Below are 13,855 nucleotides of genomic sequence, written 5' to 3'. Positions count from 1 at the left end.
GGGTAAGACTGACACGGGCGTTGAGGGTTTCCTCCACGCCCGTTTATTCATGTTGAGGGCTGTAACAGCGATGGCGAAAAGAGACTATTACGAGGTTTTAGGCGTTCCGAAAACAGCGGAAGAGCGTGAAATCAAAAAGGCGTATAAGCGCCTGGCCATGAAGTTTCACCCGGACCGTAACCAGGGTGACAAAGAGGCCGAAGGCAAATTTAAAGAGATTAAAGAAGCCTACGAAATTCTGACCGATGCGCAGAAGCGTGCGGCCTACGATCAGTACGGTCATGCGGCCTTTGAACAGGGCGGCATGGGCGGTGGTGGTTATGGCGGCGGCTTCGGCGGCGGCGGTGCCGACTTCAGCGATATCTTTGGCGACGTATTCGGTGACATCTTCGGTGGCGGCCGCGGTCGTCGCGCCGCGCGTGGCTCCGATTTGCGCTACAACATGGAGCTGACGCTGGAAGAAGCGGTACGCGGCGTGACCAAAGAGATCCGCATTCCGACGCTGGAAGAGTGTGATGTCTGCCACGGCAACGGCGCTAAACCCGGTACCCAGCCGCAGACCTGTCCGACCTGCCACGGCGCAGGCCAGGTTCAGATGCGTCAGGGCTTCTTTGCGGTACAGCAGGCGTGTCCGCACTGTCAGGGCCGCGGTACCATCATTAAAGATCCGTGCAACAAATGCCACGGCCACGGTCGCGTGGAAAAATCCAAAACCCTGTCGGTTAAAATCCCGGCGGGCGTGGACACCGGCGACCGCATTCGTCTGGCAGGCGAAGGTGAAGCCGGCGAGCACGGCGCACCGGCAGGCGATCTCTATGTTCAGGTGCAGGTAAAACAGCACCCGATCTTCGAGCGCGAAGGCAACAACCTGTACTGTGAAGTGCCGATTAACTTTGCGATGGCAGCCCTGGGCGGCGAGATTGAAGTGCCGACCCTTGATGGTCGCGTGATGCTTAAAGTGCCGAGCGAAACCCAGACCGGTAAGCTGTTCCGCATGCGCGGTAAAGGCGTGAAATCGGTACGCGGTGGCGCGCAGGGTGACCTGCTGTGCCGCGTGGTAGTTGAAACCCCGGTTAGCCTGAACGAAAAACAGAAGCAGCTGCTGAAAGATCTGCAGGAGAGCTTTGGTGGCCCGACCGGCGAGCACAATAGCCCGCGGTCAAAAAGCTTCTTCGACGGTGTGAAAAAGTTCTTTGACGATCTGACGCGTTAATCTTTTTGCGCGGTGATACCCCACCCCGATTCCGAAATGGAGGTCGGGGTTTTTTATTTCCTCAATTGGCGAAGCTGCTCATTATTTCTTCTTATTAAGAAGAATCTTATTATGTTTTCTTAAGTCAAAGTTATCAAATGATTCGCTGCAGTTAGTCTGCTGTTGATAATTTATTTTTAGTGATTTCGCTTTACTGCCTCTCTGTACTTCAAATGATAATAAAAGTTATCAAAGCCAATTCTAATAACGTTATAGTCTCGTTTCTTCAATAAATTCATGCCTGGTGAGGGGATATGAGCGCTAACCCTGTAATCAAGGATTTCGATTTAAATTTGATTAAGGTTCTTGATGCGGTGATTAGCGCTGGCAACGCCACCCGTGCTTCGAAGCGGCTTCAGGTAACGCCCGCCGCCATTTCTCAGGCACTACAGCGCCTGCAAAATGTTTACAGCGAAGAGCTGTTTGTCCGCACCCGCGAAGGTCTGGCACCCACCAGCCGGGCACGGGAAATTCACAGCGCTTACAGCCAGGTGCTGGATATTGTGGCTTCCACCCTTGAGCAGCCACAGCGGCCCGGAGTAATGCAGGAATTAACCATTCTGGGTAATGATATTAATGAGCAGTATTACTTCTCCCAGCTCTTCGACTATGAACCCTTCACGCGCTATCTGATCAAATATTGTTCCACCACGCCGCAGAACCCCCAGCATTATAAAGAGTCGCTCACCAGCGGCACGGCTGATATGGCATTAACCCTGAAGCCGCTCGTCGATAATGCGGTGGAAAATGTCGCTATCGAACATTTTCATGATTATTGCGTGGTCTGCGCGCTGCATAATCCGCTGGCAGAACTACCTGATCTGACGTTATATCACTTTTTTTCATTTCCCCATGCGGTGTACCAGTCCGATGCGCTGCCGGTATTAGCGGAAGGAAAGCGCAATACTATTCTCCCGGAGTTAAACAGTGCACGCTCACGGCGCATTGGTTACCGTACCGACTCGATCAATGGACTTATCAGCGCGGTAGAAAACTCTTCCTGCATCGCCGTGTTACCCTACCGGCTGGCACGTTTTTTCCAGATCCAGAAAAAATACAGTATTGCGTTGTTAGCCCTGCCCGAAGAGCTAAAATTCAGCTCACAAACTCTCTACGCTAACTGGTATCGTAAAAACAGGCACCTGGCAGACGTGAAAGAGATCGTTGCCATGATGCAGACGATCGCATCATTCAGAAAATGGTAAGCTGTGAGCCCTCTCGCCGCCGTTGTTATCGCAATTTCAGGCGTCTCAATAATTTAATTGAATGTTATTATTAGGCTGCTAAGTTAATTCTGGTTAGTATTTCCCCATCGCAAGATGACTTACACAATTAACTTAATGATGAGGACTATCTCATGAGTGTTGCAGCACATATTTCTTCTTCCCGTATTATTCTGGTTGAGCTGGAAATATTAATAACCGTAATTATGATTGGTGGCTGGGGAGGCTTTGTTTGTTTTCTGATGAAACGCGAAGAAAACTCTGAGGTTCATCGCAATATTATGGATTGCCTCGCACAAATAGCGATTTCATGCTTTACCGGATTTATCGTAAGCGTAATCGCAATCGATCGGAACTTAAGCTTTAATATGGTGATGCTGGCCGCTGGCCTGGGTGGGGTATTCGCATCACCAATCCTGCGGCTGTTAGGTGATAAGGTGAAAGCCTATATTGTGAATAACACGCTGGTAAAAAAATAATCCGCATGAAAAAAAGCCCGAATAATATCGGGCTTTTTCTGTTTCATATTTACGCAATTTTCACCCGCTCTCTAATCCAGCCGTAAATAAATTCTTCATTTACTTCCCGTGCTTCACTGATCATCAGATAATATTCCCCCTGACTGCAGTTCAATGCCTGTAGCAGAACGTTTTCCCCCTCTTTACCACGCCAGGCAAGATAGCTTTTCAATGCTTCAATAGTTTTATTTCCGATAGCGCCATCAATAATTAAGTCGGGATATTTTTTAGCGGTTCGGTTGAAGATATTTAACCAGCGTTGAAGCCAGCGCGACGGATGCGCCGGACCGACATTAGTGCCGGCATCACATAGCTCGAATGCGAGTGGCAGCGACAGGTCGGCTACGCGATAGAAACCTGGCGCTATCCAGTAATCCTGCTCCAGAATGCGATAGGCTTCCTCACGGGACAGGTCCTGCATATCCCCCTCATATCCATGAGCGCGCGCGGTTTTTTCGGTGATCCCCCAGTTGGTAGGACCACCCCGGTCAGCAGGATTATTAACGTAACCACCTTCTATATTCAGTATGCCATCAATTATCGGATTCATAAGGATTTCCTTAGCTATTGGGGGTCGATTGAAGCATGTCGAACACGGCATAAAGCGAGATCAGAGAGAGTGCAAAAGCGGTAACGATCACCACTTTCCAGATACCGTAGCGTTTGCGGATCTTCTCCTCGGGCAGGACATCCACGGTGATCTGCTGGTTAACGCGAATGCCCATGCGGGGAATGGTGACAAAGAAGTCATTGATCCCGAGGGTGCGTAAGTCTTTGCGGATAAGGTAGAGCAGCTGCGTCAGGTTCGCGTCGCTGACGAACTGACCGCGCTCTCCCCATAATGCGGAGGTCATTTTTTGTTTATCAATAATGCCTTCAGCAGCATTTTCGATAATGAAACTCAGACAGCGGGCGCGCATTGCCGTCATTTTTATTATTAATGCACTATCGGTATTCTTTATTTCATTTCTTGCTTCGTTATAAATGCAATTGTGATTAATGAGATAACGCTTCATGGGTCACCTTGGTTAAATTTATAATGAGAGCTGTATTTGTTGGGGCTGGCCTGATACTAGAAAGCGAATAAATGGCTGACAATCACTGTTTTATCATTGTTGCGATTGTTGATGCGTAATAGACGCCGGACTCGCAGAAAAGCAGCCAAGTTAAACTGTGCTAAACATCCACATAATTTCCGCTAAAAAATACATATATACTATATTGAAAAGCAGTAAGGCCGCGCATTGCGCACCATTGGCACACTTATCCGCTGACGCGTATATATCTATAACTAATTATTGCGGTTGATAATCTCATGTAATACCAATTGAGGGTTTGTGACTCGATATTCCTTACGGGCTGTTTACTATCAGCTTCACAGCTACCCGCTGTTTAATAAACCCACGTAAAAGGAATATGAAATGGCAACAAATAAATTAATCAAAAGCGACAGCCTGACTGAAACCAGTAATGCTGCGGATGGTTTTAAACCGGCAAGTGAGGTGGAAAAATATAGCTATACCTCCGCGCGTGTCGCAATTCCGGTATACAACAAATATAAAGCCGCCAGTAAGCCAAAAGTATTTGGCTACTATACCGACTGGTCGCAGTATGACGGCCGCCTGCAGGGGGATGACTCCGCCAGTAACCGCGGTCGCGGCTACGATCTGGCCAACGTCTCGCCAACCGCCTATGACAAAATCGTCTTTGGCTTCCTCGGGATTGTCGGCGATAAAGGCGAAAAACAGTACACCATTGAGAACGCTGCGGCGCTGACCAACAAGAACACCAATGAACCGACCTTCCTCGATCCCTGGGGTGACTTTCAGTCATATGTTAACTGCGGCCACACCACCAGCGGCTGGGACATTGACCCGGCGACGGTAACGCAACAGAACAGCAAAGGTTTGCTTGGCGGGCTGCGCGATCTGCAGCAAAAAGCGAAGCAGCAGGGCCATACGCTTGCGCTTTCCATGAGTATCGGCGGCTGGACCATGAGTAATGGCTTCCACGAAATGTCGAAAACTGATTCTGCACGCAAAACTTTTGCCGCGGGCGTGGTGAAACTGTTCAAACAGTTCCCGATGTTCAGCGAAGTGGATATCGACTGGGAATACCCGAATGCGCCGGGCAACGGTAACCCGCACGGCCCGGAAGATGGTGCCAATTACGCGCTGGTTATCGCCGAGCTGAAAAAGCAGCTGACTGCCGCCGGGCGCAGCGACGTAAAAATCTCCATCGCCAGCTCAGCCGTGGTGGAAACCCTCGGCTACTCCAACGTGAAGGCGCTGCTGAATGCCGGTCTGTATGGCATCAACGTCATGACCTATGACTTCTTCGGCACCCCGTGGGCAGAAACCCTGACCCACCATACCAACCTGACTCCGCTTACCGCTGGCGGCTGGAGTATCGAAGCGGTGGTGGATTATCTTATTGCCGAAGGCTTCCCGTCAGACCGCATTAACATCGGTTACGCCGGGTATACCCGAAATGCGCGCAATGCGGAAATCGAGAACTTCTCGCCGCTGAAAGGCAGTTACTCGCCCGGGCAGGGCACTACCACCGGTTCCTTTGAGTCGGGCAGCACCGAATGGTATGACACCATCTATAACTACCTTGACCTGGAAAACCAGAAAGGGCGTAACGGCTTTAACGTCTATACCGATAAAGTGGCCAACGCGGATTATCTCTGGAACCCGCAGAGCAAACTGTTTATGTCGCTTGATACCCCGCGTTCGGTCAAAGCAAAAGGCGAATATGCCGCGCGTCGTAACCTCGGTGGGCTGTTTACCTGGACTATCGATCAGGACAACGGCGTGCTGGTGAATGCCGCCCGCGAAGGGCTGGGTTACGAGATCGCCACCCAGGTGATCGACATGAAGCCGTTCTATTTCGAAGGCATCAACGTGGCGGATACCAGCGGTGGCGATAACGTCGAGCCGCAGCCGTCGGTGAACCATGCACCGGTCGCGGCGATTCAGCTGCGGGTCGTGGGTGGCTCGCGTCTGCAACTCTCTGGCGAAGCATCAACCGACGCCGACCATGATGCCCTGAGCTTTAGCTGGGGTGTGCCGTCCAGCGTCAGCGTCGCGGATAAAAGCGCATCGGTGATTGAGTTTGAAGTGCCGGTGGTGACCCAGAGCAGCGAACTGCAGTTCACGCTGTTTGTGCGTGACAGTAAAAATGAACCGTCATCGCAGCAGCGCTTTGTCGTGACCGTGGTTCCCGCCGCGTCGTCTTCCGGCTCGGATACGCCTGTGCCGACCCCAACGCCGGAACCCACCCCGACGCCAACCCCGACGCCAACGCCTGTGCCGGATGACAGCGCCAGCGGTACGGCACCTTATCCGCTGTGGGATGCGAATACCATCTACGGCGCGAAGTGGGGCACTTTCGAGAAAGTGAGCTGGAAAGGCCATAACTATCAGGTGAACTGGTATTCCCAGGGTGAACAACCGGATCTGAACAGCGGGCAGTACAAAGTCTGGACCGATATCGGTACCTACTGATTTTCCCTCACCTTTTATCCGCATCATCCACGTTTCTCTGCGGATACCTTGCCCTGACGCGCTCCGGTCGGGGCTTTTTTATTGGTTTAGCCTTAGATTATATTTCGTAATTACCGAGTTAATTGGCAAAGATAAACTGCTTTTGACGAGTAATAGCCTGGCTTATCATGGCGGTTGTGCTAATTTCCTGAGAGTAATCATGATGAAACATTTGCAACGCTTTTTCAGCAGCGACGCGGCGGGCGGCGTGGTGCTGATTTTTGCAGCCGCGCTGGCTATGCTGCTGGCGAACCTGGACGCCACGGCGGGAGGTTATCAGGGTTTTCTCGCCACGCCGGTTGAAGTGCGCATTGGCGCGCTCGATATCAATAAAAACATGCTGTTGTGGATCAACGATGCGCTGATGGCGGTGTTCTTCCTGCTGATCGGCCTTGAGGTGAAGCGCGAGATGGTGCAGGGGTCGCTGGCAACGCGGCAGCAGGCTGCTTTTCCGGTCATTGCCGCTCTCGGCGGAATGCTGGTGCCAGCGCTGTTCTATCTGGTGTTTAATTATCAGGATCCGGTTACCCGTCAGGGATGGGCCATTCCGGCCGCTACCGATATCGCCTTTGCGCTTGGCGTGCTGGCGCTGTTAGGCAGCCGCGTGCCGCCAGCGCTGAAGGTGTTCCTGATGGCGCTGGCTATCATCGACGATCTGGGTGCCATCATTATTATCGCGCTGTTCTACACCCATGAGCTGTCGATGGTATCGCTGGGGATTGCCGCCGCGGCGATTGCGGTGCTGGCGCTGCTCAATTTACTCAACGTGCGCCGTACGGGGATCTATATTCTGGTGGGCGTGGTGCTCTGGACGGCGGTGCTGAAATCTGGCGTACACGCTACCCTTGCCGGGGTGATTATCGGCTTCTTTATTCCGCTGAAAGAGCAGGCTGGAAAGTCGCCGGCCCGCTCGCTGGAGCACGTGCTGCACCCGTGGGTTTCCTGGCTGATCCTGCCGCTGTTCGCGTTCGCTAACGCCGGGGTATCGCTGGATGGCGTGACCCTGAACGGACTGGGCTCGGTGCTGCCGCTGGGCATCATCGCCGGACTGGTCCTTGGGAAACCCATCGGCATCACGCTGTTCTGCGCGCTGGCGGTGCGCCTGCGTCTGGCCTCGCTGCCGGCGGGAACCTCGCTCAAAGAGATTATGGCCATCGGGGTGCTGTGCGGTATCGGCTTCACGATGTCGATCTTTATCGCTTCGCTGGCGTTTGGCGATGTGGATGCCGGGCTTATTGCCTGGGCCAAGCTCGGCATTCTGAGCGGGTCGATACTCGCTGCCGTTACGGGTTACGCTCTGCTGCGTGCGCGCTACTCACGTCCGGCGCAACAGGCATAACGCCATCACGCCGCTCACATGGGGTGAGCGGCATAGTTCAGGGAGAAACCGCTATGCCTCATATTAATTACAATCACTTGTATTACTTCTGGCATGTTTGCAGAGAAGGCTCCGTGGTAGGCGCAGCTGACGCGCTCTACCTGACGCCGCAGACCATTACCGGGCAGATCAAAGCCCTGGAAGAGCGGCTGGAAGGGAAACTGTTCAAGCGCAAGGGAAGGGGGCTTGAACCAAGCGAGCTCGGGCAGCTGGTCTATCGCTACGCTGACCGGATGTTTACGCTAAGCCAGGAGATGCTGGACATCGTGAACTACCGCAAGGAGTCGCATCTGCTGTTTGACGTTGGTGTCGCCGATGCGCTCTCAAAACGCCTGGTGAGCGGCGTGCTGGATGCCGCGGTAGTGGAAGATGAGCAAATTCACCTGCGCTGCTTTGAGTCCACGCACGAGATGCTGCTTGAGCAGCTGAGCCAGCATAAGCTCGACATGATTATCTCTGACTGCCCGATTGATTCGACCCAGCAGGAAGGGCTGTTCTCGGTGAAAATTGGCGAGTGCGGCGTCAGCTTCTGGTGCCAGCAGCCGCTGCCGGAAAAACCGTTCCCCGCCTGTCTGACGGAGCGCCGTCTGCTGGTGCCGGGGCGGCGTTCTATGCTGGGCCGCAAGCTGCAAAACTGGTTTCAGAGTCAGGGGCTGGATGTCGAGATCCTCGGCGAGTTCGATGACGCGGCGCTGATGAAAGCGTTTGGGGCCGCGCACAACGCGATATTCGTGGCACCCACGCTCTACGGACAGGATTTTTACAGCGATAAGAATATCGTGGAGATCGGACGGATAGATAATGTGATGGAGGAGTATCACGCCATCTTTGCCGAAAGGATGATTCAGCACCCGGCGGTGCAGCGTATCTGTAATCGCGACTATTCAGCGCTCTTTACCACCGAGTAGCAGGCATAAAAAAACCCGCATTACGCGGGTTTTTTTCACAAAGCTCAACGAGCCGGCGATTAAGCCAGTTTGTTGATCTGAGCGGTCAGGTTAGCTTTATGACGCGCTGCTTTGTTTTTGTGGATCAGACCTTTAGCTGCCTGACGGTCCACGATCGGTTGCATTTCGTTAAATGCTTTCTGTGCTGCTGCTTTGTCGCCAGTTTCGATCGCTGCGTATACTTTCTTGATGAAAGTACGCATCATAGAGCGACGGCTAGCGTTGTGCTTGCGAGCCTTTTCAGACTGAACGGCGCGCTTCTTAGCTGATTTGATATTAGCCAAGGTCCAACTCCCAAATATGTTCTGTATAGACAATTCAAAGGCCGAGGAATATGCCCTTTTAGCCTTCTTTTGTCAATGGATTTGTGCAAATAAGCGCCGTTACTGTGTCGACGCTCGTTACGTAGTGATGGCGCAGGATTCTAACAGCTTGCACTGCATGAATACAGTCTTTCCGGCACAAAATTACCGCGCTTCCCACCGCCCTGTCGCAAAGGAGTGACAGCATTGAAAAAATCCGTTGCGCTTTCTGTTTGCAAAGGCTAATCGCGGGTTAACCTTAACCGCTGTACAAGGTATACTCGTCATCTTATGGCTGCAGGAACCCGGCGCGCCGCGCTCCTGTATTCCACACGATGCAGAAATGTGCAATCCGACGATTTTCACTGTTTTGAGCCAGTCATGAAGCTGATACGCGGCATACATAATTTGAGTGCGGCCCACCACGGGTGCGTGCTGACTATTGGTAACTTTGATGGCGTACATCGCGGGCATCAGTCATTGCTGCGTGGGCTCCGTGAAGAAGGGCGCGCGCGTAACCTTCCCGTTATGGTGATGATCTTCGAGCCGCAGCCGCTTGAACTGTTTGCCGCCGATAAAGCCCCGGCGCGTCTTACCCGTCTGCGCGATAAGCTGCGCTATCTGGCGGAGTGCGGCGTCGATTACGTGCTGTGCGTGCGCTTTGACCGTCGCTTCGCGGCGTTTACCGCGCAGAGCTTCGTCAGCGACCTGCTGGTCGAGCGTCTCGGCGTCCGGCTGCTGGCGGTGGGCGACGACTTCCGCTTCGGCGCTGGTCGCCAGGGCGATTTCTTGTTATTACAGAAAGCCGGTGAAGAGTACGGCTTCGACGTGACCAGCACGCAAACCTACTGTGACGACGGCGTGCGCATCAGCAGCACGGCGGTGCGTCAGGCGCTGGCCGACGATAATCTGCAGCAGGCCGAGCGCCTGCTGGGCCATCCGTTCGCCATTTCCGGGCGCGTGGTGCACGGCGATGCGCTGGGCCGCACCATCGGCTTTCCGACCGCCAATCTGCCGCTGCGTCGTCTGGTCTCCCCGGTAAAAGGGGTTTACGCGGTGGAAGTGACCGGTATTACCGACGCGCCACTGCCCGGCGTCGCCAATATCGGCACCCGCCCGACGGTAGCCGGCCTGCGCCAGCAGCTGGAAGTTCACCTGCTGGACGTTGCAATGGACCTGTACGGTCGCCATATAGATGTGATACTGCGTAAAAAAATACGCAACGAGCAGCGCTTTGCCTCGCTGGATGAACTGAAAGCGCAAATCGCGAAAGATGTGGTAACGGCCCGCGATTTTTTTGGGCTATGAACCCGGCGTAAGCCTGACACATTAAAACCGAAATACGGAACTGATAACCTGATGAGTGACTATAAATCTACCCTGAACTTGCCGGAAACAGGGTTCCCGATGCGTGGCGATCTCGCCAAACGCGAACCGGGTATGCTGGCGCGCTGGAACGATGACGACCTGTACGGCATCATCCGTAATGCGAAGAAGGGCAAAAAGACCTTTATTCTGCATGATGGCCCTCCATATGCGAACGGCAGCATTCATATTGGTCACTCGGTTAACAAAATTCTCAAAGACATTATCGTTAAGTCCAAAGGGCTTGCCGGGTATGACTCCCCGTACGTGCCGGGCTGGGACTGTCACGGTCTGCCGATCGAGCTGAAAGTTGAGCAGCTTATCGGTAAGCCGGGCGAGAAGGTGTCCGCCGCCGAGTTCCGCGCTGCATGCCGCAAATACGCCGCCGAGCAGGTTGACGGCCAGCGCGAAGACTTTATCCGTCTTGGCGTGCTGGGCGACTGGTCACGTCCCTACCTGACCATGGATTTCAACACCGAAGCCAACATTATCCGCGCGCTGGGTAAAATCATCGGCAATGGCCATCTGCATAAAGGTGCCAAGCCGGTGCACTGGTGCGTTGACTGCCGTTCCGCGCTGGCGGAAGCAGAAGTTGAGTACTACGACAAAACCTCGCCGTCCATCGACGTAGCCTTTAACGCCGTTGACGCCGACGCGGTTAAAGCCAAATTTGGCGCAGAGAACGTTACCGGCCCGCTCTCACTGGTTATCTGGACCACCACGCCGTGGACCCTGCCGGCGAACCGCGCCATTTCACTCTCGCCGGAGTTTACCTACGCGCTGGTGCAGATTGAAGGCCAGGCGCTGATCCTCGCCAGCGATCTGGTTGAGAGCGTGATGAAGCGCGTGGACGTTTCCGACTACAGCGTGCTCGGCACCGTAAAAGGCGCGGAGCTGGAGCTGATGCGCTTCCAGCATCCGTTCATGGGCTTCGATGTGCCGGCGATCCTCGGCGATCACGTCACGCTGGATGCCGGTACCGGTGCGGTGCATACCGCCGGTGGCCACGGCCCGGACGACTACACCATCAGCCAGAAGTACGGTCTGGAGATCGCCAACCCGGTCGGCCCGGACGGCACCTATCTGCCGGGAACCTACCCGACGCTGGACGGTGTTAACGTCTTTAAAGCCAACGATCAAATCGTTGAGCTGCTGCGTGAAAAAGGCGCGCTGCTGAACGTGGCGAAGCTGGTACACAGCTACCCGTGCTGCTGGCGTCACAAAACACCGATCATCTTCCGCGCCACGCCGCAGTGGTTCGTCAGCATGGACCAGAAAGGCCTGCGTGCGCAGTCGCTGCAGGAGATCAAAGGTGTGCAGTGGATCCCGGACTGGGGCCAGGCGCGTATCGAATCTATGGTGGCGAACCGCCCTGACTGGTGTATCTCCCGTCAGCGCACCTGGGGCGTCCCGATGTCCCTGTTCGTGCACAAAGACACCGAAGAGCTGCACCCGCGCACCCAGGAACTGATGGAAGAAGTGGCGAAGCGTGTGGAAGTTGACGGCATTCAGGCGTGGTGGGATCTCGACCCGCGCGACATCATGGGCGACGACGCTGACCACTATGTCAAAGTCCCGGATACCCTTGATGTCTGGTTCGACTCCGGCTCGACGCACTCTTCTGTCGTTGACGTGCGTCCTGAGTTTGCCGGTCACGCGGCGGATATGTATCTGGAAGGCTCCGATCAGCATCGCGGCTGGTTCATGTCCTCCCTGATGATCTCCACCGCCATGAAAGGCAAAGCGCCGTACCGCCAGGTACTGACCCACGGCTTCACCGTGGACGGTCAGGGCCGCAAAATGTCGAAATCCATCGGCAACACCGTGTCGCCGCAGGATGTGATGAACAAACTGGGCGCGGATATTCTGCGTCTGTGGGTGGCGTCTACTGACTACACCGGCGAGATGGCGGTGTCCGATGAGATCCTGAAACGCGCTGCCGACAGCTATCGTCGCATCCGTAACACTGCGCGTTTCCTGCTGGCGAACCTCAACGGCTTCAATCCGGAAACCGATATGGTGAAACCGGAAGAGATGGTGGTGCTGGATCGCTGGGCGGTAGGCTGCGCTAAAGCCGCGCAGGAAGACATCATCAAGGCCTACGACTCGTACGACTTCCACGAAGTGGTACAGCGCCTGATGCGTTTCTGCTCTGTAGAGATGGGCTCGTTCTACCTCGACATCATCAAAGACCGCCAGTACACCGCAAAAGCGGACAGCGTGGCGCGTCGCAGCTGCCAGACCGCGCTGTGGCACATCAGCGAAGCGCTGGTGCGCTGGATGGCACCGATCATGTCCTTTACCGCGGACGAGATCTGGGGCTACCTGCCGGGCAAACGCGAGCAGTACGTCTTCACCGGCGAATGGTACACCGGCCTGTTCGGGCTGGCGGAAACTGAAGCGATGAACGACGCTTACTGGGAAACACTGCTGAAAGTGCGTGGTGAAGTGAACAAGGTTATCGAGCAGGCGCGCGCCGACAAGCGCGTGGGCGGCTCGCTGGAAGCGGCGGTGACGCTGTTTGCCGAACCGGAACTCGCTGCGAAGCTGACGGCGCTGGGGGACGAATTACGATTTGTCCTGTTGACCTCGCAGGCGCAGGTTGACGATTATTCAGCGGCAACGGATGACGCGCAGCAGAGCGAATTGCTCAAAGGGCTGAAGGTCGCGTTGTACAAAGCCGAAGGTGAGAAGTGCCCGCGCTGCTGGCACTACACCACCGATATCGGTCAGGTGGCGGAACACGCAGAAATCTGCGGTCGCTGTGTCAGCAACGTCGCCGGTGACGGCGAAAAACGTAAGTTTGCCTGATGAGTAAACCGATTCTTTCAACCGGGCTGCGCTGGCTTTGGCTGGTGGTAGCCGTGCTGATTATCGATCTGGGCAGTAAAGCGTTAATCCTCCAGCACTTCCAGCTGGGGGAGACGGTTTCCCTGTTCCCGTCGCTCAATCTGCATTACGCCCGCAACTACGGCGCGGCATTTAGCTTTCTTGCGGATAAAGGCGGCTGGCAGCGCTGGTTCTTTGCCGGTATCGCTATCGGTATCTGCGTGGTGCTGACGGTGCTGATGTATCGTGCAAAGGCGAGCCAGAAGCTGAATAACATTGCTTACGCCCTGATCATTGGCGGTGCGCTGGGCAATCTGTTCGATCGTCTGTGGCACGGCTTTGTGGTCGATATGATCGACTTCTACGTCGGCAACTGGCACTTCGCGACCTTTAACCTGGCTGATACCGCCATCTGCATCGGCGCGGCGCTGATCGTGCTGGAAGGGTTTATCCCGACCGCCGATAAAAAGCAGCCTGACCGCGCCTGATAGTC

The 13,855-nt window shown here is 54.6% G+C and carries 12 protein-coding genes; 9 read left to right on the top strand and 3 right to left on the bottom strand.

What is annotated here, in order from left to right:
• Window positions 1–70: 70 nt before the first annotated feature.
• The 3 genes from dnaJ to ET34_RS0100825 all read left to right on the top strand — a co-directional run bounded on the left by dnaJ (window position 71) and on the right by ET34_RS0100825 (window position 2,954).
• Complete coding sequence (dnaJ, locus tag ET34_RS0100835; RefSeq protein ID WP_031518673.1) at window positions 71–1,213, top strand: molecular chaperone DnaJ; 1,143 nt, start codon at window positions 71–73, stop codon at window positions 1,211–1,213.
• A 293-nt stretch (window positions 1,214–1,506) separates the two neighbouring features.
• Window positions 1,507–2,457, top strand: a complete 951-nt coding sequence (locus ET34_RS0100830) for a LysR family transcriptional regulator (protein ID WP_031518671.1) — start codon at window positions 1,507–1,509, stop codon at window positions 2,455–2,457.
• A gap of 152 nt (window positions 2,458–2,609) precedes the next feature.
• On the top strand, window positions 2,610–2,954 hold the full coding sequence (locus ET34_RS0100825; RefSeq protein WP_031518669.1) for a phage holin family protein: 345 nt from the start codon (window positions 2,610–2,612) through the stop codon (window positions 2,952–2,954).
• Window positions 2,955–3,003: 49 nt separating this feature from the next.
• Here the strand turns inward: ET34_RS0100825 and ET34_RS0100820 are convergent, their stop codons facing one another.
• Both ET34_RS0100820 and ET34_RS0100815 read right to left on the bottom strand, forming a co-directional pair.
• Window positions 3,004–3,543, bottom strand: coding sequence for a glycoside hydrolase family 108 protein (locus ET34_RS0100820; protein WP_031518667.1), 540 nt, complete (start codon window positions 3,541–3,543; stop codon window positions 3,004–3,006).
• 10 nt (window positions 3,544–3,553) lie between these two features.
• On the bottom strand, window positions 3,554–4,009 hold the full coding sequence (locus ET34_RS0100815) for a winged helix-turn-helix domain-containing protein (protein ID WP_031518666.1): 456 nt from the start codon (window positions 4,007–4,009) through the stop codon (window positions 3,554–3,556).
• Between the two features lie 405 nt (window positions 4,010–4,414).
• On the opposite strand from ET34_RS0100815, the gene ET34_RS0100810 reads away from it, so the two are divergent.
• From ET34_RS0100810 to nhaR, 3 genes are all read left to right on the top strand, one after another.
• On the top strand, window positions 4,415–6,502 hold the full coding sequence (locus tag ET34_RS0100810) for a glycosyl hydrolase family 18 protein (RefSeq protein WP_031518664.1): 2,088 nt from the start codon (window positions 4,415–4,417) through the stop codon (window positions 6,500–6,502).
• Window positions 6,503–6,704: 202 nt separating this feature from the next.
• Window positions 6,705–7,880, top strand: a complete 1,176-nt coding sequence (nhaA, locus tag ET34_RS0100805) for a Na+/H+ antiporter NhaA (protein ID WP_031518662.1) — start codon at window positions 6,705–6,707, stop codon at window positions 7,878–7,880.
• Window positions 7,881–7,933: 53 nt separating this feature from the next.
• Window positions 7,934–8,827: a transcriptional activator NhaR gene (nhaR, locus tag ET34_RS0100800; RefSeq protein ID WP_031518661.1), complete on the top strand. Its 894-nt coding sequence runs from the start codon at window positions 7,934–7,936 to the stop codon at window positions 8,825–8,827.
• A 59-nt stretch (window positions 8,828–8,886) separates the two neighbouring features.
• On the opposite strand, the gene rpsT is transcribed toward nhaR, so the two are convergent.
• A complete protein-coding gene (gene rpsT / locus ET34_RS0100795) occupies window positions 8,887–9,150 on the bottom strand; it encodes a 30S ribosomal protein S20 (RefSeq protein WP_008461694.1) in 264 nt (87 codons plus the stop codon).
• Between the two features lie 399 nt (window positions 9,151–9,549).
• On the opposite strand from rpsT, the gene ribF reads away from it, so the two are divergent.
• From ribF to lspA, 3 genes are read left to right on the top strand one after another with little or no spacing between them, the layout of a single operon-like run.
• A complete protein-coding gene (gene ribF, locus ET34_RS0100790; protein ID WP_031518658.1) occupies window positions 9,550–10,476 on the top strand; it encodes a bifunctional riboflavin kinase/FAD synthetase in 927 nt (308 codons plus the stop codon).
• 51 nt (window positions 10,477–10,527) lie between these two features.
• The gene (ileS, locus tag ET34_RS0100785) at window positions 10,528–13,344 is read left to right on the top strand and encodes an isoleucine--tRNA ligase (RefSeq protein WP_031518656.1); all 2,817 of its coding nucleotides are present in this window, start codon (window positions 10,528–10,530) and stop codon (window positions 13,342–13,344) included.
• Window positions 13,344–13,850 carry a signal peptidase II gene (gene lspA, locus ET34_RS0100780; RefSeq protein WP_031518654.1) on the top strand — a complete coding sequence of 169 codons (507 nt, stop codon included), beginning with the start codon at window positions 13,344–13,346 and terminating at the stop codon, window positions 13,848–13,850. The genes ileS and lspA overlap by 1 nt, the downstream gene beginning before the upstream one ends.
• Window positions 13,851–13,855: the final 5 nt, after the last annotated feature.

This window comes from Siccibacter colletis (assembly GCF_000696575.1).
Lineage (GTDB): Bacteria > Pseudomonadota > Gammaproteobacteria > Enterobacterales > Enterobacteriaceae > Siccibacter > Siccibacter colletis.
This window is presented reverse-complemented; position numbering and strand designations above follow the sequence as displayed.